The organism is Rubrivivax albus, from assembly GCF_004016515.1.
In the GTDB taxonomy this organism is placed as follows: Bacteria; Pseudomonadota; Gammaproteobacteria; order Burkholderiales; family Burkholderiaceae_C; genus Rubrivivax; species Rubrivivax albus.
Window position 1 is genome coordinate 73,860 of record NZ_SACT01000005.1, and the last position, 22,113, is coordinate 95,972.

General features: G+C 70.2%; 20 protein-coding genes and 1 other RNA gene. 6 read left to right on the forward strand and 15 right to left on the reverse strand.

The annotated features are described in order from the left end of the window. Positions 1-26 precede the first annotated feature (26 nt). Genes ENE75_RS15450 through dnaX form a run of 4 tightly spaced genes read right to left on the reverse strand, consistent with a single transcriptional unit; the run spans position 27 to position 3,079 of the window. Positions 27-410, reverse strand: a complete 384-nt coding sequence (locus ENE75_RS15450) for a cupin domain-containing protein (protein WP_233259108.1) — start codon at positions 408-410, stop codon at positions 27-29. Then, entirely contained in the window at positions 407-994 is a 588-nt protein-coding gene (gene recR / locus ENE75_RS15455; protein ID WP_128199234.1) for a recombination mediator RecR, read from the reverse strand. The genes ENE75_RS15450 and recR overlap by 4 nt, the downstream gene beginning before the upstream one ends. Before the next feature lie 16 nt (positions 995-1,010). Beyond that, positions 1,011-1,337: a YbaB/EbfC family nucleoid-associated protein gene (locus ENE75_RS15460; protein WP_128199235.1), complete on the reverse strand. Its 327-nt coding sequence runs from the start codon at positions 1,335-1,337 to the stop codon at positions 1,011-1,013. A 26-nt stretch (positions 1,338-1,363) separates the two neighbouring features. Then, positions 1,364-3,079, reverse strand: coding sequence for a DNA polymerase III subunit gamma/tau (dnaX, locus tag ENE75_RS15465; RefSeq protein ID WP_128199236.1), 1,716 nt, complete (start codon positions 3,077-3,079; stop codon positions 1,364-1,366). Between the two features lie 43 nt (positions 3,080-3,122). Here dnaX and ENE75_RS15470 point away from each other — a divergent pair, with 43 nt between their 5' ends. Next, positions 3,123-4,271, forward strand: coding sequence for an AIR synthase-related protein (locus ENE75_RS15470; RefSeq protein WP_128199237.1), 1,149 nt, complete (start codon positions 3,123-3,125; stop codon positions 4,269-4,271). A 48-nt stretch (positions 4,272-4,319) separates the two neighbouring features. After that, positions 4,320-4,416, forward strand: an RNA gene (ffs, locus tag ENE75_RS15475) — signal recognition particle sRNA small type. Positions 4,417-4,461: 45 nt separating this feature from the next. Here ffs and ENE75_RS15480 read toward each other — a convergent pair. Next, positions 4,462-6,852, reverse strand: coding sequence for a serine/threonine protein kinase (locus ENE75_RS15480; RefSeq protein ID WP_233259109.1), 2,391 nt, complete (start codon positions 6,850-6,852; stop codon positions 4,462-4,464). After that, positions 6,849-8,597, reverse strand: coding sequence for a serine/threonine protein kinase (locus ENE75_RS15485; protein ID WP_233259110.1), 1,749 nt, complete (start codon positions 8,595-8,597; stop codon positions 6,849-6,851). Before ENE75_RS15485 ends, ENE75_RS15480 begins: the two co-directional genes overlap by 4 nt. 267 nt (positions 8,598-8,864) lie before the next feature. Here ENE75_RS15485 and trxA point away from each other — a divergent pair, with 267 nt between their 5' ends. The 4 genes from trxA to ENE75_RS15505 all read left to right on the forward strand — a co-directional run bounded on the left by trxA (position 8,865) and on the right by ENE75_RS15505 (position 13,038). Beyond that, positions 8,865-9,194 (forward strand): thioredoxin TrxA, encoded by a 330-nt coding sequence (gene trxA, locus ENE75_RS15490; protein WP_128199238.1) that lies wholly within the window; start codon positions 8,865-8,867, stop codon positions 9,192-9,194. Between the two features lie 219 nt (positions 9,195-9,413). After that, positions 9,414-10,679 carry a transcription termination factor Rho gene (gene rho, locus ENE75_RS15495; RefSeq protein WP_128199239.1) on the forward strand — a complete coding sequence of 422 codons (1,266 nt, stop codon included), beginning with the start codon at positions 9,414-9,416 and terminating at the stop codon, positions 10,677-10,679. A gap of 340 nt (positions 10,680-11,019) precedes the next feature. Then, positions 11,020-11,280 (forward strand): type B 50S ribosomal protein L31, encoded by a 261-nt coding sequence (locus ENE75_RS15500; protein ID WP_128199240.1) that lies wholly within the window; start codon positions 11,020-11,022, stop codon positions 11,278-11,280. A 90-nt stretch (positions 11,281-11,370) separates the two neighbouring features. Continuing rightward, the gene (locus tag ENE75_RS15505; protein ID WP_128199241.1) at positions 11,371-13,038 is read left to right on the forward strand and encodes a hypothetical protein; all 1,668 of its coding nucleotides are present in this window, start codon (positions 11,371-11,373) and stop codon (positions 13,036-13,038) included. Here ENE75_RS15505 and phoR read toward each other — a convergent pair. From phoR to folP, 9 genes are all read right to left on the reverse strand, one after another. Beyond that, positions 13,007-14,383 carry a phosphate regulon sensor histidine kinase PhoR gene (gene phoR, locus ENE75_RS15510; RefSeq protein ID WP_233259111.1) on the reverse strand — a complete coding sequence of 459 codons (1,377 nt, stop codon included), beginning with the start codon at positions 14,381-14,383 and terminating at the stop codon, positions 13,007-13,009. The genes ENE75_RS15505 and phoR overlap by 32 nt on opposite strands. Positions 14,384-14,450: 67 nt before the next feature. Continuing rightward, positions 14,451-15,164 (reverse strand): phosphate regulon transcriptional regulator PhoB, encoded by a 714-nt coding sequence (gene phoB, locus ENE75_RS15515; RefSeq protein ID WP_128199243.1) that lies wholly within the window; start codon positions 15,162-15,164, stop codon positions 14,451-14,453. Positions 15,165-15,180: 16 nt separating this feature from the next. After that, positions 15,181-15,888, reverse strand: a complete 708-nt coding sequence (phoU, locus tag ENE75_RS15520) for a phosphate signaling complex protein PhoU (protein WP_128199244.1) — start codon at positions 15,886-15,888, stop codon at positions 15,181-15,183. 28 nt (positions 15,889-15,916) lie between these two features. Then, positions 15,917-16,702, reverse strand: a complete 786-nt coding sequence (gene pstB / locus ENE75_RS15525; RefSeq protein ID WP_128199245.1) for a phosphate ABC transporter ATP-binding protein PstB — start codon at positions 16,700-16,702, stop codon at positions 15,917-15,919. A 22-nt stretch (positions 16,703-16,724) separates the two neighbouring features. Further along, positions 16,725-17,600 (reverse strand): phosphate ABC transporter permease PstA, encoded by an 876-nt coding sequence (gene pstA / locus ENE75_RS15530; RefSeq protein ID WP_128199246.1) that lies wholly within the window; start codon positions 17,598-17,600, stop codon positions 16,725-16,727. Beyond that, positions 17,597-18,574, reverse strand: a complete 978-nt coding sequence (gene pstC, locus ENE75_RS15535) for a phosphate ABC transporter permease PstC (RefSeq protein ID WP_128199247.1) — start codon at positions 18,572-18,574, stop codon at positions 17,597-17,599. The genes pstA and pstC overlap by 4 nt, the downstream gene beginning before the upstream one ends. 140 nt (positions 18,575-18,714) lie before the next feature. Next, positions 18,715-19,755: a phosphate ABC transporter substrate-binding protein PstS gene (gene pstS / locus ENE75_RS15540; RefSeq protein WP_128199248.1), complete on the reverse strand. Its 1,041-nt coding sequence runs from the start codon at positions 19,753-19,755 to the stop codon at positions 18,715-18,717. Between the two features lie 140 nt (positions 19,756-19,895). After that, positions 19,896-21,227: a phosphoglucosamine mutase gene (glmM, locus tag ENE75_RS15545; RefSeq protein ID WP_128199249.1), complete on the reverse strand. Its 1,332-nt coding sequence runs from the start codon at positions 21,225-21,227 to the stop codon at positions 19,896-19,898. Beyond that, positions 21,224-22,084 carry a dihydropteroate synthase gene (folP, locus tag ENE75_RS15550; protein WP_128199250.1) on the reverse strand — a complete coding sequence of 287 codons (861 nt, stop codon included), beginning with the start codon at positions 22,082-22,084 and terminating at the stop codon, positions 21,224-21,226. Before folP ends, glmM begins: the two co-directional genes overlap by 4 nt. Between the last annotated feature and the right edge of the window lie 29 nt (positions 22,085-22,113).

Below are 22,113 nucleotides of genomic sequence, written 5' to 3' on the forward strand. Positions count from 1 at the left end.
CGCGCACGGGCTGGTCCAGGGACGGCTCAGCCGCTCGCGTCGACGATGGCGTAGGTCTTGGTCAGCGGCTCCAGCACTTCGAACGAGCCTTCGAAACCGGCCGGTAGCACGATGGCCTCGCCCGGCCCGGCCTCGACCACGTGGCCATCGATGCCATGGATGCGGCAGCGGCCCGCCAGCACGGTGAACAGCTCGTGCTCGTGCGGCCCCATCGCGATGCGCCAGCGGCCCGGTTCGCAGCGCCAGACGCCAGCGTAAAGCCGCCCAGGCGGCAACGCTGCATCCACCAGGTTCCAGGTCTCGCGCTTCGGGTTGCCGCGCTCCAGCCGCTCGGGGCGGGGGTGATCCACCTCCGGCGTGCCAGGCATGGTGGCGGTGAGCCTGAAGGCGCGTGGGGTGCTTGTCGTCATCGTCGATCCACCAGCGCGTAGGCGATGGTGCCCAGGTCCACGTACTCCAGTTCGCTGCCCGCCGGCACGCCACGCGCCAGCCGCGTGACGCGCAGGCCGCGCGCGCGCAGGGCCTCCGACAAGGCATGCGCCGTGGCCTCGCCTTCGGCGGTGAAGCTGGTGGCGAGGATGACCTCCTGCACGTCACCATCGGTGGCGCGCGCCAGCAGCCCGCGCGCCTGCAGCGCCTCCACGCCGATGCCGTCCAGCGGCGACAGGCGACCCATCAGCACGTAGTAGTGCCCGCGGTAGCTGCCGCTGCGCTCCAGCGCCGCCTGGTCGGCCGGCGTCTCCACCACGCACAGCAGCCGCGGGTCGCGCTCCGGGTCGCCGCAGGTGGCGCAGACCTCGGCCTCGGTGAAGGTGTGGCAGCGCGCGCAGTGGTGCATGGCGTCCACCGCATGCTGCAGCGCGCCGGCCAGGGCCTGGGCGCCGGGGCGGTCGTGCTGCAGCAGGTGGAAGGCCATGCGCTGCGCCGACTTGCGGCCCACGCCGGGCAGACGCTGCAACGCGTCGATCAGACCCTCCAGGGCCGGCTCGGCCACCGTCGGCGCCCGTGGTTCAGAACGGGAATTTCATGCCGCCGGGCATCGGCAGGCCGGCGGTGAGCTTGCCCATCTTCTCGGCGCTGGTCTCCTCGGCACGGCGCAAGGCGTCGTTGAAGGCGGCAGCCACCAGGTCCTCCAGCATGTCGCGGTCCTCGTCGAACAGGCTGGGGTCGATGGTGACGCGCTTGACGTCGTGCTTGCACGTCATCAGCACCTTCACCAGGCCGGCCCCCGACTGGCCCTCGACCTCGATGGTGGCCAGTTCCTCCTGGGCCTTCTTCAGGTTCTCCTGCATGGCCTGGGCCTGCTTCATCAGGCCGGCGAGCTGGTTCTTCATCATGGCGGCAACCTCTTTCTCGAAGGGGGTCAGACGGGTTTGATCGAACCGGGCACGAGCTGGGCGCCCGGGAACTGGGCCAGCAGGTCCTGCACCAGCGGGTCGTTGCGGATCACGGCCTCGGCCTCGCGCTGGCGGCGTTCGCGTTCGGCCGCTTCGCGCCGCGCCGGCGTGTCGGCCGGCGCGCCGGGCTGCACGGTCAGCGAAATGGTGCCGCCGCTCAGGTCGGTCAGCGCGGCGGCCAGGCGCTCGGCCAGCGCCGGGGCACGCAGGGTCTCGCGCTCCACCTGCAGGGTCCAGCGCGTGCCGTCCACGCGCACCAGGCCGGCCTGCCAGGCGAGCTCGCGCGTCAGCGTGGTGATGGCACCGGCATCGATGAGCTGTGTCACCAGCGCCTGCCACCGGTCGCCCAGCGCCGGGTCGGCCGGCGCTTCTGGCGGCGCAACCGCCACGGCCGGCGCGGCGGGCGGCGTCGCGCGGGGCTGTGGCTCGGCCACGCGAGCCGGCGATGGGGGTGCCGGATCGACGGCCCGAGGCGGCGACGGGTCCGCAGCCAGGGGCGCGGGTGGCCGCACCGCCATCGCCGGCGGCGGCGGCGCTCGCAGCGGCTGTTCGCGGGCCGGCCGCGCGGCCGGCGGCGCCGAACCTGCCGCCGGGAAGGCGAACAGGCGCAGCAGCACCATCGTCAGCGCGCCATATTCGTCGCTCATCAGCGCCAGCTCGGGCCGCCCATGCACGACGATGCTGTAGAGCAGCTGCAGCTCGTCGGCCGGCATCTGCACCGCCAGCGCACGCGCGGCCGGGGTTTCGGGGTCGGTGTCGTCCAGTGCGCCGGGCACGGCCTGCTCCACTGCCGCCTGCTGCAGCAGCGTCGCCATGGCCTCCAGCGTGGCCGCGGCCGACAGGCCGGCTGCGCGCAACGCGTCCACGCCCTGCAAGAGGGCTGGGGCATCGCGCTCGGCCAGGGCCTGCAGCAGGGCCGCGGCCTGGCTGCGGTCCACGCTGCCGAGCATGCCGCGCACCACGGCCTCGTCGACCCGGCCGCCGCCGTAGGCGATGGCCTGGTCGGTGAGCGACAGCGCATCGCGCATCGACCCGCGTGCGGCCTTGCCCAGCACGCGCAGCGCCGCCGGCTCGAAGGGCACGCCCTCGGCGTTCAGCACGGTCTCCAGGTGGCCCTGCACCGTCTCCGGCGCCATTGGCCGCAGGTTGAACTGCAGGCAGCGGCTGAGCACCGTCGGCAGCATCTTCTCCGGGTCGGTGGTGGCCAGCACGAACTTCAGGTATTCGGGCGGCTCCTCCAGCGTCTTCAGCAGGGCGTTGAAGGCGTCCTTGGTGAGCTGGTGCGCTTCGTCGATCATGAAGACCTTGAAGCGGCCGACACTGGGCTTGTAGGCGGCACGCTCGATGAGATCGCGGATCTCGTCGATGCTGCGGTTGCTGGCAGCGTCGAGCTCGATGTAGTCCACGTAGCGGTCGGCATCGATGGCCGTGCACGCCGGGCACACGCCGCAGGGTTCGGCGGTGATGCCGCCCTGCCCGTCGGCCCCGGTGCAGTTCAGGCTCTTGGCCAGGATGCGGCTGATGGTGGTCTTGCCGATGCCCCGCGTGCCGGTGAACAGGTAGGCGTGGTGCAGCCGGCCGCGTTCCAGCGCGTTGCCCAGCGCCTGCACGACATGCGGCTGCCCCACCATCTCGGCAAAGCTGCGCGGCCGGTACTTGCGGGCCAGGACGACGTACGACATCGCGGTCATTCTACGGGTGGGCCCCCGGCGATAATCCCGGCCCATGAGCGCTGAGACCCCTGCCGAGACCCCGGCATCGCCCCCTGCCCCCAGCACCCCGCTGACCTACGAACAGTCCGGCGTCGTCTACGACCTGATCGACCCGTTGAAGGTGGCCGCGCAGCGTGCGGCCGCGTCGACGGCGCCGCTGCTGGGCGCCCATGGCTTCGGCGAAGTGGCCGCGTCGCGCGGCGAGTCAGCCTACGTGGTCGATGTCGGCCCGTTCTACCTGGCCAGCATCGTCGAGTGCCTGGGCAGCAAGGCCCTGGTGGCCGACGAGATGCAGCGCCTCACGGGCCGCAGCTTCTATGCCGGCATCGCGCAGGACACGATCGCGATGGCGGTCAACGACCTCATCACCGTGGGCGCCACACCGCTGGTGGTGCAGGCCTACTGGGCGGCCGGCGGCAGTGACTGGTTCGGCGACGCCGCGCGCGCGCAGGCCCTGGTGGACGGCTGGAAGCGTGCCTGCGAGGTCTGCGGCGTGGCCTGGGGCGGCGGCGAGACGCCGGCGCTAGCCGGCATCGTGGAAGCTGGCCGCATCGACCTGGCCGCGTCCTGCACAGGCCTCGTGAACCCCAAGACACGGCTGACGCTGGGCGACCGGCTCGCGGAGGGCGACGCCATCGTGCTGCTGGCCTCCAGCGGCATCCACGCCAACGGCCTGAGCCTGGCGCGCAAGCTGGTGGAGCGGCTTCCGCAGGGCTACCTGACGCCGCTGGCGGACGGCAGCACCTACGGCGAGGCCCTGCTGGCGCCCACGGTGCTGTACTCGCCGGTGACCGAGGCGCTGGCGAAGGACGGCATCGTGCCGCACTACGCGGCCAACATCACCGGTCACGGCTGGCGCAAGCTGCTGCGCCACCCGGGCACGTTCACGTACCGGATCACCGATGTGCCCCCGGTACCCCAGGTGCTGCGCTTCATCCAGCAGCAGGCACAGCAGGACGACGAGGAAGCCTACGGCACGCTCAACATGGGCGCCGGATTTGCGCTCTACGTGTCGGCCGAAGACGCGGAACGCACCGTGAAGTTGGCACGCGATTGCGGTGTGCCGGCCTGGGTGGCTGGCAGCGTGGAAGTCGGCCCGAAGCGCCTGATCGTGGAACCGCTGAACCTGACCTGGGACGCGGACGCGCTGCAACTGCGCTGAAGGCCCACACACGCCGGTCGATCCGGCGCTGTGGCTAGAATGCGTCCCGCCGGGCCTCCCCGCATGGAAGCGCGCCCAACCGGGTCAGGTGGGGAACCAAGCAGCCCTCAGCGTTGCAACCAGTGCCGGGGTCAGGCTCGGCACCCTTCACCCCACGCCGCGGCGCAAGGCCGTGCTCGCCGAGCAGGCGTCAGGACCCCAGCTGCCTGAAGGCCATCACCGCCTGGTTGCGCAGCGTGCGCAGCAGCGACAGCTCCTTCTCGTCGACCTCGATGCCGCCCGGTCTGCCCTTGTCGGCGTAGATCAGCGCGAAGGTCTTGCCCTTCATCGCCATCGGCAGCAGCAGGAAGGTCGGGGCATTCACGCTGCTTCGGTACCAGGCCGGCAGGCGCTGCGCCACGTTGGCCGCGGTGGCATCGGCGATCAGCGTGTCCATGCCCTTGGTGCAGATGGCGGTGAACAGGTCGGGCGCCCCGGCGGGTTTCAGCGGCACCTTGAACGCGGCCTTGACCGCGTCGACATCGTCGCCGAGGCCGAAGCGGCCGGTCAGCGTCTCGGTCTTCGGGTCGCGCAGGCAGAAGATCACGCGACGGAAGCCCAGGGCCCGGTACATGGTCTCCAGCACCATGCGCAGCACCTCGTTGAGCTTGAAGCCGTCGGCCACCATGCTGTTGGTGATGTCCTGGATGCCCGAGGCCAGCAGTTCCGACGCCGGTGGGCCGGCGGGCTCGTCCGCGGGCCGGTCGTCGAGCACGATGGTCAGGCCGTCGTCCAGCGGCGAATGCGCCGTGGCGGTGAGTTGGTGCGGGGCCAGCGTGTCGGTGGGCGCCTCGTGCGGCGGCACCATCAGCCGGCTGGCCGGCGCGTCGGGCGTCACGTGCAGGCCGAGCGCGTCGGCCAGTTGGGTCAGGCGTTCCCGGGCGGCTTCGGCGGCCCCGAGCACGGTGCGCCGCGGCAGGCCGAGCGCCGGGGCGAACTCGTCGGCCAGGCGGCCGATGCGCGCATCGACACCGGCCACGTCGTCGCCGAGCATCGTGTCGGTGATCTCGTTGGCGATGCGGCCGATCCAGCGCTGGCGCTCGGTGCCCTTGTCCACGCCCTTGGCCGGCGGCTCCCCGTCGGGCATGGCCATCATGCGCTGCAGCGTGTCGGGCAGGTCCCAGGACTTGGCCACGCCCACGCCCAGTTCCCCATAGCTCAGGCCCAGCACCTTCACGGCGGCCTTGTCCTCGGCCGCCATGCCCGACCCCTTGGTGCTCTGCCGGATCTGCTGCGCCTCCTCCGGGAAGTAGTACTGCGTCAGCATGCGCCCGAGGTTCTGGAACATGGCGCCGATGAAGGTCTCCTCGGCCTCGCGCGGGTTGGGCGTGAGTTCGGCAGCCAGCGTGCCGGCCATCAGGCCGCGCAGGAACTCCTCGCGGATCTGTGCTGCGTGCTCTTGGTCCTGCATGTGGTCCAGCAGCACCACGGACAGCGCCATGTTGCGGATGCCGGCAAAGCCGACCAGGGCCACCGCCCGCGAGATGGTGCTGATGTTGCCAGCCCCTGCGTTGGCGAAGTGCACGGTGTTGACCATGCGCAGCAGCTTGTTGGTCAGTGCCACGTCCTTCAGGATCTCGGCCGACAGGCTGGCCAGGCTCTCGGTCTCGGAACTGGCGATACGCTGGATGCGAACGATGGACTCGCCCAGCGCCGGGAAGTCCCGCTTGTGCTTCATGCGCCGGAGCAGGAACTCCAGCGTGCCGTGCCCGCCGCCGGCCGCGGCATCGCCCTGCTCTGTGGGGTTGGCCCAGGCGACAAGGGCATCCCGGAACGAGGCCGCACCGTCGTAGCGCTGGCGCGGGTCGCGGGCCACGGCACGGGCCACGATGGCGCGCAGCGTGTCGTCGATGCGCACATGCGCTGGCACGGCGAAGTCCTCGTGCTGCACGCGGTGGATGGCGCGGTAGGGGTCACGCTCGCGCATCAGGGGCATGCCCGCCAGCAATTCGCCCAGCAGCATGCCGGCGGCAAAGACGTCCATCTGCGGCGCTGGCGGCTCGCCACGCGCCGCCTCGGGCGACATGTAGCCCGGCGTGCCGGCGATGCGGCCGTCGCCGCCACCGGCCACGCGTGCCGCGATGCCGAAGTCCATCACGCGTGCGCGGCCATCGGTGGAGAGCAGCAGGTTGGACGGCTTCAGGTCGCGGTGCACGATGCCCTGCGCATGCGCCGCGGCCAGCGCGGCCAGCACGCCGGTCATCAGCGCCACCGCCTCACGCGGCGGCATCGGTCCCTTGCCACGGCGCGCATCGGCCAGGGTGCCACCGTCGACGTACTCGAACACCAGCATGGGCTGGCCATCGGCGGTGTCGGCCTCGAACACCGGCACGATGTTCGGGTGGGTCAGCCGGCTGACGGCTCGGGCCTCGTGCAGCCATTCCTGCAGTTCGGCGGCCTGGGGATCGAGCAGCTTGATCGCGACCTCACGGTCCAGCCGCGCGTCGTAGCCCAGCCAGACCGTGGCCTGCGCGCCGCGGCCCAGCTGGCGTAGCAGCTCGAACCGGCCTACGCGACGCCCTGCCACGTGCGCCGCGTTCACGCTGCCCTCCGGGCGACGTCGTCGGCGCCGGCGGGCAGGAGCTCGAGTGCCATCTGCAGATCCTTCAAGGTCAGGCCCAGCGGGCGGGCGTATCGCTGCAGCAAACGCTGCAGGGCCTGTTGCACATGCGCCGCAGGCTGCGCCAGCGCGTCGACGGCTTCGATGCCGCAGCTGGCGGTCAGGCGCAGGGTGTCGTCATCGGTGTCGGGTTGGCGTACGGGCGCCGACAGTGGCAGGCGCCTGACCATGTGCTGCACGGCGGTGTCCAGGCCCCAATGGCGCGCGACGGCCACGCCCAGGTCGTCGATGCCAGTGCCCAGCACCGCCCAGGATGCCGCCTCCTCGGTCATGCCCGGGTCGTCCGGCTCGCCGTCCTTCGGGTTCGGCGCCGGCTGCATCAGGCGCGCGATCTGCTGCGCCTCGTCGGGGAAGTGGTAATGCACCGCCAGCCGCCCGAGGTTCTGCAGCAGCGTGACCAGGTAGACGACCTCGGGGTCGTAGCCGGCGGGCCGCAGACTCTGAGCAACGCGGGCGGCACGCTTGACGCGGTCGAACTGTTGCTGAAGCCGCGTGGCGTTGGCCTCGTCCAGCGGCCCGGGCCAGGCACGCAGGGACAGGGCGGCACGGCGAACGCCGTCCAGCCCCAGCATCGCGATGGCACGGCGGATCGTGAGCACCGGGCCGGCACCGGCGACCTGTCCGCCACGCACCTGGGCGGTGTTGACCGCACGCAGCATCTCGAAGGTCAGTGCCAGGTCCTGCAGCACGATGCCGGCGAGTTCGATGGTGCGCTCACGCTCCATCAGTGCCAGCCGCGCGGCCCGATCGGCCACGCCCGGGGACGCTGGCAGCAGGCCCACGGCGTGCAGGCGGTCCAGCAGCAGCGCCAGCGGGCCGGCACCGCCGTCGGCATCGGTCTTCAGCCAGCCCTGCAGGGCCCGCAGCAGCGTGCGTGCGTTGCGGTAACGCTGGCGCTCCTGTCGGTCGGTCGCGCGGTTGACGATGGCCCGCAGCGCGTCGGGCACGGGCTGGCCGGTGGTGAAAGGCAGCCGGATGATCTCGCGGCCCCAGGGCGGCAGTTCGCGCAGGGCCAGTCCGACGTCGGGCTGGTCGAGTGCCGGAGCACCGGCCAGCGCGTGATGGACGATCAGGCCAAAGGCCAGCACGTCACGCTGGGCGGCATCACGCTGGGCCGCCAGGCTGGCCGCGTCCGTCGCGCCCGATGCTGCGTCAGGTGGCATGGCGACGGCCGCGCCCATCAGGCGCACCTGGCCCTGCGGCGACACCAGCACCAAGTACGGCTGCAGGTCGGTGTGCGCGACGCCGGCATCGTGGGCGAAGGCCAGGCCCTCCAGGCCCTGGACCGCCCAGGCAGCGACGTCCGGGGCCGGCTCTCCCTTGCGGCTGATGCGTTCGGACAACGTGGCATCGTCCCGCGGGTCGTGCGCCACGAAGGGCCAGTGGTCGACCACACCACTGTCGACCACCGCCGCAAGGTTGGGGTGGCTCAGCCTCCCGGCACGCCGAACGGCGGCGATCCAGGCGTCCAGCGCGGCGGCGGTCTGGGGCTGGTGCCGCGGCATCACGAGCACGAGGTCCTGCCCGCTGCGGGGATCGTTCACGCGCCAGGCCATGGTCTGCTCGCTCTTGCCCAGCAACTGCAACAGCTGATAGCGACCGAACGTGCGCACGGCTTGCGCACGCGCGGACGTGGCCTGGGGCGACGGCGGGGCAGCGGCAGTCATCGGATCCGATTGGACGCCCATCCGTGAGCGGCGAACCCATGAACAGCCCGGCTATCCGCGTGTTGTTCACGTGCGCCGGCGCATCGGTGACGTTCGGGCGGTCCGGGTGCCTTGGACGCGACGGCATCGGCCGCCGGGCCTTTATGTCAGAATTCCCGGGCAGCCTAGCGTCCGACCGTCACTGGTCGTGCCGTGTGCCCGTTGCACCGCGAGTGGTCGCCCATTGCGCCAGCCGGGGCGGGCCGCTGTTTCCTCAGGAGAACCCCCATGAGCAGTGAGTTGATCAAGCACGTCACCGACGCGACCTTCGGCACCGATGTGCTGAAGTCTGACAAGCCGGTCCTGGTCGATTACTGGGCCGAGTGGTGCGGCCCGTGCAAGATGATCGCCCCGGTGCTCGACGAGTTGTCGAAGACCTACGAGGGCCGGCTGCAGATCGCCAAGCTCAACGTCGACGAGAACCGCGAGATGCCGGCGCAGTACGGCATCCGCGGCATCCCGACGCTGCAGCTGTGGAAGAACGGCGAGCTGGTGCGTTCGCTGGTCGGCGCCAAGCCCAAGGCCGAACTGGCCGCCTTCCTCGACGCGCATCTATAATCCGGCCCGAGCCGGCGGCGCCTGACCAGGCGCGGCAGCCGGCCGCGGCAACACCAGCGCGCACAGGGCCACGACATCGACCTGTCGGCCCCGCCTCCCGAGCGCGCTGGGCTCCTCCCACCGAAGTCCCACCGGGTCGACCCCGGCCGCCTGAACCGCGATGACGCGTCTGGCAGGCCGGCGTCCGGACACCGGCGCCCCACCTGAGGGCCCATCCCCATGCACCTGTCAGAACTGAAGTCCCAGCATGTCTCCGAGCTCATCAAGATGGGCGAGGAACTGGAGATCGAGAACGTCGCCCGCCTGCGCAAGCAGGAGCTGATGTTCGCGATCATGAAGAAGCGCGCCAAGGCCGGCGAGCAGGTCTTCGGCGACGGCGTGCTGGAAGTGCTGCCCGACGGTTTCGGCTTCCTGCGCAGCATCGAAGCCAGCTACATGGCCAGCACCGACGACATCTACCTGTCGCCGAGCCAGATCCGCCGCTTCAACCTGCACACCGGCGACATGGTCGAGGGCGAGGTGCGCGTGCCCAAGGACGGCGAGCGCTACTTCGCGCTGGTGAAGGTGGACCGCGTCAACGGCCTGTCGCCCGAGCAGTCCAAGCACAAGATCATGTTCGAGAACCTGACCCCGCTGTTCCCGAAGGAACAGTTCAGGCTCGAGCGCGACATCAAGGCCAGTGCCGAGAACGTCACCTGCCGCATCATCGACCTCATCGCGCCCATCGGCAAAGGCCAGCGTGCACTGCTGGTCTCGCAGCCCAAGAGCGGCAAGACGATGATGATGCAGCACCTGGCGCACGCGCTGATGGCCAACTACCCGGACGCTCACCTGATCGTGCTGCTGGTCGACGAGCGCCCCGAGGAAGTGACGGAGATGCAGCGCACCGTGCGCGGCGAGGTCATCAGTTCGACCTTCGACGAACCGGCGGCGCGCCACGTGCAGGTGGCCGAGATGGTCATCGAGCGCGCCAAGCGCCTGGTGGAACTGAAGAAGGACGTGGTGATCCTGCTCGACAGCATCACCCGCCTGGCCCGCGCCTACAACAACGTGCTGCCGTCGTCGGGCAAGGTGCTGACCGGCGGCGTGGACGCCAACGCGCTGCAGCGCCCCAAGCGCTTCTTCGGCGCCGCGCGCAACGTCGAGGAAGGCGGCAGCCTGACCATCATCGGCACCGCGCTGATCGACACCGGCTCGAAGATGGACGAGGTCATCTACGAGGAGTTCAAGGGCACCGGCAACTGCGAGATCCACCTCGACCGCCGCATGTCCGAGAAGCGGGTCTACCCGTCGATCCTGATCAACAAGTCGGGCACACGCCGTGAGGAACTGCTGCTCAAGCCCGAGATCATGCAGAAGACCTGGATCCTGCGGAAGCTGCTCTACAACATGGACGAGATCGAGGCGATGGAGTTCGTGCTCGACAAGATGAAGGCGTCGAAGAACAACATCGACTTCTTCGACATGATGCGCCGCGGGGGGTGAGTCAGGACATGAAACGGTCCCTGCGGACCGTTTTGTGCCTGACGAACCGGCTGAGCTCTGCGAAGCCGTGGAGGAGCGTGGACGTGGAACAGTCCTTGAGGACTGTTCCACGCCTCGCGAGCCGGTCGAGCTCTGCGAGACCGTGGACGAGTCAGGACGGGAAGTGGTCCCTGCGGACTGTTTCGTGCATGACGAACCGGCCGGGTTCTGAGAAGCCGTGCAGACGCCCCGCACCCCTTGGCCTCGTCACCCGCTCCGTTCCCCCTATAATCCGCTGTTTCCCTCTTCGGCAAGTGCGCTGCATGGTGCGGCGTGGCTCCCGGCAACATCCGAGGCTCCCATGAAAGAAGGCATCCACCCCAACTACCGCGACGTCTGCTTCGTGGACCTGTCCAACGGCTTCCAGTTCGTCACCCGGTCCTGCCTGCAGACCAAGGAGACGATCAAGCTCGACGACGGCCGCGAACTCCCGCTGATGAAGCTGGAAACGACCAGCGAGACCCACCCGTTCTACACGGGCACGCAGAAGAGCGTGGACAGCCTGGGTGGCCGCGTCGAGAAGTTCCGCAACAAGTTTGCGCACCTCAGCGGCAAGAAGTGAGCCTGCGGGCCACCTCCTGGAACAAGGCAGCTGCGGCTGCCTTTTTTGCGCCTGCCGGAACCGTTCGTACTGCATGACATCATCCGCCGCGTGAACACGCCGACCCCTGCCCTGGTCACACGGCGCGGTGCGGTGCCGCTGCCGCGTCTCGCATTGCTGCTGCTGTGCGCGGCCTATGTGCTGCCGGGCCTGTTCGGGCGCGATCCCTGGCGCAATGCCGACCTGACGGCCTACGCGCTGATGGAGGCCATGGCCAGCGGTCGCACCGGCTGGCTGAACCCCACCCTGGGCGGGATGCCGCTGGACACGCCGCTGCTGCCGCATTGGCTCGGCGCCGCCAGCGTGACCCTGCTGGGGCCGTTGCTGGGCGGCCCGCTGGCTGCACGCCTGCCGTTCGCGCTGCTGCTGGCGGCGACGCTGGTGCTCCTCTGGTACGCCGCCTACCACTTGGCGCGCACCGAGGCCGCCCAGCCGGTGGCCTTTGCCTTCGGTGGCGAAGCGGCACCGGTCGACTATGCGCGCGCCATGGCCGACGCTGCGCTACTCGCCTTCATCGCCACGCTGGGCCTGCTGCAGATGGGCCACGAGACCACCCCGGAACTGGCCCAGCTGGCCGCCATGGCCGGCGTGCTGTGGGCGCTGGCCGCCGCACCGTTCCGGCCGCGACTGGCGCGCGTGGCCGCCTTGATCGCCTGGCCGACGCTGGCCGTGTGTGGCGCCCCGGCCGTGGCCTTGATCACCGGCATCGGCGGCACCGTGGTCTGTCGGCAATCCGGGTATGCCGAGGTGCGCGTGATGGCGCGCTGGGTCGCTGGCGCCACGCTGCTCGCGGTGACGCTGGCAACACTCGGCGGCACCTGGGCCTGGCGCGTCGGCAGTGGCTGGAGCCCGGGCGATGCATGGTCCATCGGCCGACAGTGGCTCTGGTTCCTGTGGCCCGCCTGGCCGGCTGTCCTGTGGACGCTCTGGCGCTGGCGGCGGCACCTGGGTCATCGGCACGTCGCGGTGCCACTGGTGCTGCTGGTGGCCGCGCTGGCCGCCAACCTGGCCATGCGCGGCTCCGACCGCGCACTGCTGCTGGCGCTGCCCGGTGCCGCCGTGCTGGCCGCCTTCGCCCTGCCCACGCTTCGCCGCAGCGCCACCGCCGCGATCGACTGGCTGTCGATGTGCTTCTTCACCACCTGCGCCATTGCCGTGTGGGTGATCTACGTGGCCATGATGACCGGGGTGCCCGCCAAGCCCGCCGCCAACGTCGCCAAGCTGGCACCGGACTTCGCACCGGCGTTCCTGTGGGCCGACCTGCTGCCGGCCCTGCTGGCCAGCGGGGTCTGGCTGTGGCTGGTGCACTGGCGCACCGGGCGTCACCGCGAGGCGGTGTGGAAGAGCATGGTCCTGCCCGCCGGTGGCGTGGCCCTGGTGTGGCTGCTGCTGATGAGCCTGTGGCGCCCGCTGCTCGACCACGCACGCAGCGCATCACCCTGGGTCGAGACCCTGCGCCCACACCTGTCGGCATCGCCCGACTGCCTGGCCGCGCCCGATCTGCCGATGGCCCTGGTGGCCGCGCTGGAAGTGCACGGGCCCTGGCGCGTACAGGCCCGGGCCGATGCCGACTGCGGATGGCAGCTGAAGGTGCTGCGCGACCAGCCGCGCGGCGCGCAGCCACCGCCCGCGCCCGCGGGCTGGGTGTTGCAGGCTGCAGTCCGTCGGCCGACGGACCGCGAGGAACTCACCGTGCTGTGGCGTCGCCTGCCACGTTGAGCATCGGGCCGCCCTGCACCGGCGGCAGGCCAGGCGCATCGCGGCGCACGCGTGCCGGCGGAAACACCAGCCGGAAGGTGGAGCCGGCCCCCGGCGCGCTGTCCACCTCGATGGCGCCGCCATGGCGCTGCATCACGTGCTTGACGATCGACAGCCCCAGGCCGGTGCCACCGGTTTCCCGCGACCGGCTGCCGTCGACGCGGTAGAAGCGCTCCGTCAGCCGCGGCAGGTGTTCACGCGCGATGCCGGGCCCGGTGTCGACGACCTCGACGGCCCCACCGCCATCGGCACGGGGCAGCCAGTTCAGGCGGATACGCCCGCCGTCGGGCGTGTAGCGCACGGCGTTGCTCAGCAGGTTGCCCACGGCACTGAGCAGTTCCGATTCGCTGCCGGCCAACGCCCAGCCATCGACCACCGTGGCGCTGACATGGTGGTGTCCGCCCGACAAGGCGCGCGCATCGGCCAGCGCCTGTTCGAACAGCGCAGGCAGCGCAACCCAGCGGTCCGGCGCCGGCCGAGGGCTGCCTTCCAGCTGCGCCAGCGTCAACAGGTCGGCCACCAGCGTCTTCATGCGTTCGGTCTGCTGGCCCATCAGGGCCAGCACCCGCTGGCGCTCGGCCGCATCCAGCGGCAGCGTGGCCATCGACTCCACGAAGCCCGACAGCACGGTCAGTGGGGATCGGATCTCGTGCGAGACGTTGGCAACGAAGTCGCGCCGCATCGCCTCGTGCCGCTCGCGTTCGGTGATGTCCTGCGACAGCACGAGTTTGAGCCCGTCACCGTACTGGCGCACCACCACCGACAGCGTCGTGTGGCCATCCGGCGCCACGAAGACCACCGGTTCCTGCCACCGCCCGGCGTCCAGGTGCGCCTTGAACGCCGGCGAGCGCACCAGGTTGGTCACGCGCTGGCGGCGGTCGCGGTCGGGCTGGAGGTCGAAATGCAGCGCGGCCACAGAGTTGCACCAGTCGATCTGCTCGTCGGCGTCGATCAGCAGCACGCCGTTGGGCGAGGCTTCCATCGCGGACAGGAACTGCGCCAGGCGCTCGCGCTCGGCCTCCGCGCGGCGCTCGCGGGCCTTCAGGCCCTTCTCGACGCGGTAGCCCACCTCACCCCAGAAGCCGGCGTCCCGTGGCGCGCTGCCGTCGAGCGACCCACGCAGCCACTTCAGCAGGCGGCGCCCACGCCACGCGTCGCGGCCGACAACCGCCCCGATGGCCAGCACTGCCCCTGCCACGGCGCCAACCCGGGGCAGATCATTCAGGCCACCGACCAGCAGACCGGCCAGCGCACCGGCACCACCCGCGCCCAGCACGGCCAGCACGCGAGTGGCCACCCAGCTCACCGGGCAACGCTCCGCGCTGCCATCGTCGGCACACGCGCCTGGCCGCTGCGTGCGCTGCGTGCGCTGCTCATGCGGTCGTCTCCGATGGTGGCTGCACGAACCGGTAGCCAGCGCCACGCACGGTTTCCACCCGCGCCGCCAGGCCGGCAGGCTGCAGAGCCTCGCGCAGCCGCTTGACATGCACGTCGACGGTGCGGTCCTCGATGAAAACGTGGTCGCCCCAGACGCGGTCCAGCAGCTGGGCGCGGCTGTGCACGCGCTCCGGATGGGCCATCAGCACGTGCAGCAGGCGGAACTCCGTCGGCCCCAGGCGCAGTTCCGTGGTCGTGCCGCCGAGCGTGTAGGTCACGCGGCGCGTCGCCGGGTCCAGCTTCAGGCCTGCGCTCTCCAGCGCCGCCTCCAGCGCCTCGGGCAAGCGCCGCCGCAGCACGGCGCGAATGCGCGCCAGCAGCTCCTGCGGCGAGAAGGGTTTGGTCAGGTAGTCGTCTGCACCCGCGTCGAGGCCGGCCACCTTGTCGGCCTCTGCGTGGCGCGCCGTGAGCATGATCACCGGCAGGTCCCGCGTGCGCGGCTGCGCCCGCCAGCGCTGTGCCAGCTGCAGCCCGGACGAGCCCGGCAGCATCCAGTCCAGCAGCACCAGATCGGGAAGCTGGCGGTCGAGGTCGGCCTGCGCCTGCTCGGCCGTGCCGGCGAGCGCCACCTCGTAGCCGGCATGGCGCAGGTTCAGCGCCACCAGCTCGGCGATCGCCGGCTCGTCCTCGACGACCAGGACCCGTGTCACCACCCTGCCCGGCCCGTCACTTGACGGCGTCCTCGACCGCCTGCACGGTGTGGTGCCGCACGTCCGTGCCCTTGACGACGTAGATCACGGCCTCCGCCAGGTTCTTGGCGTGGTCGCCGACGCGCTCGATGGCCTTGGCCACGAAGACGAGGTCGATGCTCGACGAGATCGTGCGCGGGTCCTCCATCATGTAGGTCACCAGCTTGCGCAGCAGGCCGTCGAACTCGGCATCGATCTGGTCGTCGTGCTTGAGCACCTCCAGCGCCTGCTGGGTGTCCAGCCGCGCGAAGGCATCCAGCGCACGGCGCAGCGACGCGATGGCCAGTTCCGACTCGAAGCGCAAGTCGCCCACCGGAAGGCGCAGCCTGGACGGCAGACCCGACGCGATCAGCTTGTCCACCGCGCGCGCGATGCGCGCCGCCTCGTCACCCACGCGCTCGAGGTTCGCGATGGCCTTGCTCACCGCGATCAGCAGGCGCAGGTCGCGCGCCGTCGGCTGGCGGCGCGCGATGATGGTGGACAGGTCGCGGTCGATCTCGACCTCCATCTGGTTGACCCGTTCCTCCTCGCGCAGCACCTGGGCGGCGAGTTCGCCGTCGAAGGCCGCCAGCGCCTGGACCGCCTGGGCCACCTGGGCCTCGACGAGGCCGCCCATCTCGAGCACACGGCTGGAAATGCCGCTGAGCTCGTTGTCGAACTGGGTGGAGAGGTGCTTGTCGCTCATCGTATGGCTCCTGCAGGCCGCCGGCGCTTCAGCCGAACCGCCCGGTGATGTAGTCCTCGGTCTCGCGCTTCTTCGGCTTCATGAACAGGTCGGTGGTGGCGCCGAACTCCACCATCTCGCCCAGGTACATGTAGGCGGTGTAGTCGGAGCAGCGCGCGGCCTGCTGCATGTTGTGGGTGACGATGAGCACGGTGTAGTCGTTCTTGAGCTCGGTGATCAGCTCCTCGATCTTGCCGGTGGAGATCGGGTCCAGCGCCGAGCAGGGTTCGTCGAGCAACAGCACCTCGGGCTTGATCGCGATGCCGCGCGCGATACACAGCCGCTGCTGCTGGCCGCCGGAGAGGCCGGCACCGCTCTGGCCGAGCTTGTCCTTGACCTCGTTCCACAGGGCCGCCTTCTTCAGCGCCCATTCCACGCGCTCGTCCATCTCCACCCGCGGCAGCCGCTCGAACAGGCGCACACCGAAGGCGATGTTGTCGTAGATGGACATCGGGAACGGCGTGGGCTTCTGGAAGACCATGCCGATGCGCGCGCGCAGCAGCGAGACGTCCACGCCGCGGTCGAGCACGTTGCCGCCGTCGACGACGATCCGGCCTTCGGCCCGCTGTTCGGGGTAGAGCTCGAACATGCGGTTGAAGCTGCGCAGCAGCGTCGACTTGCCGCAGCCCGACGGCCCGATGAACGCGGTGACCTTGCGCTCCGGGATGTCGAGGTTGATGTTCTTCAGCGCGTGGAACTTGCCGTAGTAGAAGTTCAGGTCGCGCACGGCGATCTTCGCGGTCTCGCCGGGGGCCAGGGTATGCAGGGCTTCCATGGGGGAACTCGTTCGAATCCGGTCAGTGCTTCTTCTTGAACAGCACGCGCGCTGCGATGTTGAGCAGCAACACGCCGGCGGTGATGAGGAACACGCCGGTCCAGGCGAGCTGCTGCCAGTTCTCGTAGGGGCTCATCGCGAACTTGAAGATCGTGACCGGCAGGCTGGCCATCGGCTCGCCGAGGTCGCTGGTCCAGAACTGGTTGGACAGCGCCGTGAACAGCAGCGGCGCCGTCTCGCCGGCGATGCGCGCCACCGCCAGCAGCACGCCGGTGATGACGCCGGCACGCGCCGCCTTGAGCGTGATGGTCAGGATCACCCGCCACTTCGGCGTGCCCAGCGCGTAGGCCGCTTCGCGCAGCGAGTTCGGGATCAGCAGCAGCATGTTCTCGGTGGTGCGGATGACCACCGGGATCACGATCAGCGCCAGCGCCAGCACCCCGGCCCAGGCCGAGAAGCCACGCATCGGCGCCACCACCACGGCGTAGATGAACAGGCCGATGACGATGGAAGGGGCCGACAGCAGGATGTCGTTGATGAAGCGCGTGAGGCTGGCCAGCCGACGACCCTGCCCGTACTCGGCCAGGTAGACACCGGACATCACGCCCACCGGCGTGCCCACGGCGGTGGCCAGCGCCACCATCACGAGCGAGCCGAAGATGGCATTGGCCAGACCACCGCCTTCGGCCTGCGGCGGCGGGGTCATCTCGGTGAACACACTCACCGCCAACCCGCCGATGCCCAGTCGTACGGTCTCGAAGAGGATCCAGATCAGCCAGAACACGCCAAAGGCCATCGCCGCCAGCGACAGCGTCAGGGCGACGGCGTTCACGCGCCGGCGCCGGGCGTACATCGCGCGGCGGGCCGAATCCATTGCGGCTGCAGTGGTGGGACTCATGCCTTGCTCCCCTCGCTCTTCTGCAGCTGCATCAGCAGCACCTTGGACAGGGCCAGCACGACGAAGGTGATGAAGAACAGCACCAGGCCCAGGTAGATCAGCGACGCCTGGTGCAGGCCCTCGGTGGCCTCGGCGAACTCGTTGGCCAGCGCGGAGGTGATGCTGTTGGCCGCCTCGAACAGCGACAGCGACTCCAGCTGGTTGAAGTTGCCGATGACGAAGGTGACGGCCATGGTTTCGCCCAGCGCGCGGCCGAGACCGAGCATGATGCCGCCAATGACGCCGGTCTTCGTGTACGGCAGCACCACCTGCCAGACGACCTCCCAGGTCGTGGAGCCCAGGCCGTAGGCCGACTCCTTCAGCAGCGGCGGCGTGACCTCGAACACATCGCGCATCACCGACGCGATGAAGGGGATGATCATGATGGCCAGGATGATGCCGGCCGACAGGATGCCGATGCCCACCGGTGGGCCGGACACCAGGGCCTCGAGCAGCGGCACGCCGTCGAAGGCCTGCTGCAGCGGCTGCTGCACGTACTCGGCCAGGATGGGCCCGAAGACCAGCAGGCCCCACATGCCGTAGACGATGGACGGCACGGCCGCCAGCAGTTCCACCGCGATGCCCAGCGGCCGCTTCAGCCAGCCGGGGGCGAGTTCGGTCAGGAACAGCGCGATGCCGAAGCTCACCGGCACGGCGATCAGCAGCGCGATCAGCGAGCTGGCCACCGTGCCGTAGATCATCACCAGGCCGCCGAAGCGTTCCTGCACCGGGTCCCACTCCGCCGACCACAGGAAGGCGATGCCGAATTCCTGGATCGCCGGCCAAGCGCCGATGACCAGCGAGCCAATGATGCCCGCCAGCAGGGCCAGCGTCAGCCAGACCGCGCCATGGGCCAGAGCGGCGAAGAGCGCGTCGCCCCAGGGCGCGCGCGGCCGGCGAACGGGCACAGGGCCCTCGGGAGACACGCGGGACATGCGCTCGACGCTCTCGGATGACGGATGGGCGGGCAGTGTAGCGGCCATGGTGACGGGTTCTGCAGGACGGCTGGGCTTCACGTGCGACAGCGCCGGGAGTGACCCTCCCGGCGCCGTCGGACAACGAAATCAGACGCCGGTCACTGCCAGGCGATCGCCTTGCCGGAAGCGTCCTTGAGCGCCTGGCTCCACTGCTGGCGGGTCAGGTTCTTCACCGAATCCGGCAGCGGCACGTAATCCAGGTCGGCGGCCATCTTGTCGCCATTGGCGAAGGCCCACTGGAAGAACTTCAGCGCGTTGGCCGCCTGCTCGGGCTTCTCCTGCTGCTTGTGCATGAGGATGAAGGTGGCGCCGGAGATCGGCCAGCTGTCCTTGCCGGGCTGCTCGGTCAGCACCTGGTAGAAGCTGCGGGCCCAATCCGCACCGGCGGCGGCAGCCTTGAACGTGGCGTCGTCCGGCGCCACGAACTGGCCATCCTTGTTCTGCAACAGCACGTAGGACATCTTGTTCTGCTTGGCGTAGGCGTACTCCACGTAGCCGATGGCGTTGGGCAGGCGCTGCACGAAGGCCGAGACACCCTCGTTGCCCTTGCCGCCGGCGCCGGTGGGCCACTTGACCGCCGTGCCCTCCCCCACCGACGCCTTCCACTCGGCGTTCACCTTCGACAGGTAGTTCGTGAAGATGAAGCTGGTGCCGGAACCGTCGGCCCGGCGCACGGGGGCGATGCTGCTGTCGGGCAGAGGCAGGCCGGGGTTCAGCGCCGCGATCGCCGGGTCGTTCCAGCGCTTGATCTTGCCCAGGTAGATGTCGCCCAGCACCTGGCCGGTGAGCTTCATCTGGCCGGGGCCGATGCCCTTGATGTTGACCACCGGCACCACGCCGCCGATGACCATCGGGAACTGGATCAGGCCATCGGCGGCGAGCTGCTCGTCGGTCAGCGGCGCGTCCGACGCGCCGAAGTCCACGGTCTTCGCCTTGATCTGCCGGATGCCGGCACCGGAGCCCACCGACTGGTAGTTGATGCGCGCACCGGTGGCCTTGTTGTAGGCGTCGGCCCACTTGGCATAGACCGGCGCCGGGAAGGAGGCACCGGCACCGGTGACGTCCTGGGCCTGGGCCGACAGGGCCGCCAGGGCGACGGTGGCCGCCAGGGCGGCGGAGCGGAACAGGGCGTGCGACATGCGGGACCTCACGACGGGTGTTGTTTCGACGTGAGGAGATGCTAGGGACTGTCTGTGACAGTCCTATGACAGTCGTCACATGGCACCTGGGGCCACAATGGGCCGGAGGTCAGCGACCGCTGACGGCGCCGAGGCGGTGCTCAGGCCGTCAGGGCGGCCGCCAGCCGTTCAGCGCAGCGGCGCGCCAGCGCCGGATCCTGCGCTTCCACCATCACCCGCAGCACCGGCTCGGTGCCCGACGCGCGGATCAGCACGCGGCCCCGCGAGGCCAGTTCCCGTTCGACGGCTTCGCGCTCGCGGGCGAGGCCCGCGTGCTGCTGCCAGCCGTCCAGCCGCGGCAGGCGCACGTTGATCAGGGTCTGCGGAAACAGCGTGACCTCGTCCAGCCACTGCGCCAGGGAACGTCCGCCGCGCTGCACCGCGTGCAGCACCTGCAGCGCACTGACGATGCCATCACCGGTGGTGTGACGGTCCAGCGCCAGCAGGTGGCCGGAACCCTCGCCCCCCAATTGCCACCCTCTGGCCGTGAGTTCCTCCAGCACGTAGCGGTCGCCCACCTTGGCGCGTACCAGCGGCACGTCGCGCGCCTGAAGGGCCAGCTCGACGGCCATGTTCGTCATCAGCGTGCCGACGACACCGGGCACCGGGCGCTGCTGGTTCAGGCGGTCGGCCGCCATCACGTAGAGCAGTTCGTCGCCGTTGTAGAGGCGGCCGTCGCCGTCCACCAGCTGCAGCCGGTCGGCGTCGCCGTCGAGCGCGATGCCGTAGTCTGCACCGTGCTTCTTCACCATGTCCACCAGCGCCTCGGGCGCTGTGGCGCCAACCCCTTCGTTGATGTTGGTGCCGTCGGGCTCGCAGCCCAGGCGGATCACTTCGGCGCCCAGCTCGTGGAAGACATCGGGCGCCACATGGTAGGCCGCTCCATGGGCCGCGTCCACCACCACCGTCATGCCGCGCAGCGACATCGAGTGCGGAATGGTGCTCTTGCAGAACTCGATGTAGCGGCCGGAGGCGTCCTCCAACCGGCGCGCCTTGCCCAGCGCCGACGAGTGCACCCAGGACGGCTCTTCGTCCATCGCTGCCTCGACCTCGAGCTCCCAGCCGTCGGGCAGTTTGGTGCCGTCGGCAGAGAAGAACTTGATGCCGTTGTCGTCGAACGGGTTGTGTGAGGCGCTGATCACGACGCCCAGGTCCAGGCGCAGGGCGCGCACGAGGTAGGCCACGCCTGGCGTCGGCAGCGGGCCGCTGAGCAGCACATCGACGCCGGCAGAAGCGAAGCCGGCCTCCAGCGCCGACTCGATCATGTAGCCCGACAGCCGCGTGTCCTTGCCGATGAGCACGGTCGGCCGCTCATGGGAGCGGCGCAGCACGCGGCCCACCGCATGCCCCAGCCGGAGCATGAAGTCGGGCGTGATCGGTGCCGTGCCGACGGTACCGCGGATGCCGTCGGTGCCAAAGTAGCGTCTGCTCATTCTTCTTCCTCCTCAGCCTGTCCTGCCGGCGGCCCGAAGGCCGCCGCCCATACCTTCAGTGCGTCCACGGTCTCGGCCACGTCGTGCACGCGCACGATGCGGGCCCCCTCATGGACCGCGAGCACCGCGGCCGCCACGCTGGCCGCCACCCGCTGCGCGGCCGGCCGGCCTGTCAGCGCACCCAGCGTCGACTTGCGTGACCAGCCCAGCAGCATCGGCCGCTGCAAAGCCAGCAGTTCCCGCTGCCGCCGCAGCAGTGCCAGGTTGTGTGCCGGCGTCTTGGCGAAGCCGATGCCGGGATCCAGCACGATACGCTCGGGGGCAATGCCCGAGGCCACCGCGGCGGCCATCCGCTTGCGCAGGAAGTCACGCACGTCGGCCACGACATCGGGGTAGTCGGGCACCTCGGCCTGCATCGTGGCCGGCTCGCCGTGCATGTGCATGAGGCACAGACCTGCCGCCGGATGGGACGCCACGGCCTGCAGCGCGCCGGGCCGGGCCAGCGACCGCACGTCGTTGACGATGTCGACGCCCGCGTCCAGCACGGCGCGGATCACCTCGGGGTTGCTGGTGTCCACCGACACCGGCACGCCCAGGCTCACCACCTCACGCAGCACCGGCATCAGCCGGGCCAGTTCCTCCGTGGTGTCGGGGCTTCGCGCACCGGGCCGCGTCGACTCCGCGCCCAGGTCCAGGATGTGTGCACCGTCACGCACCAGTCGCTCGGCGTGCGCGATGGCTTCGCCGGGCGCCAGGAAGCGGCCGCCGTCTGAGAACGAGTCGGGCGTGATGTTGACGATGCCCATCACGCGCGGGCGCGTGAGGTCGATGCGGTAGCGGGTGGTCTGCCAGTGCATGCGGTTTGGCTCGCAGAAACAGAAACGGG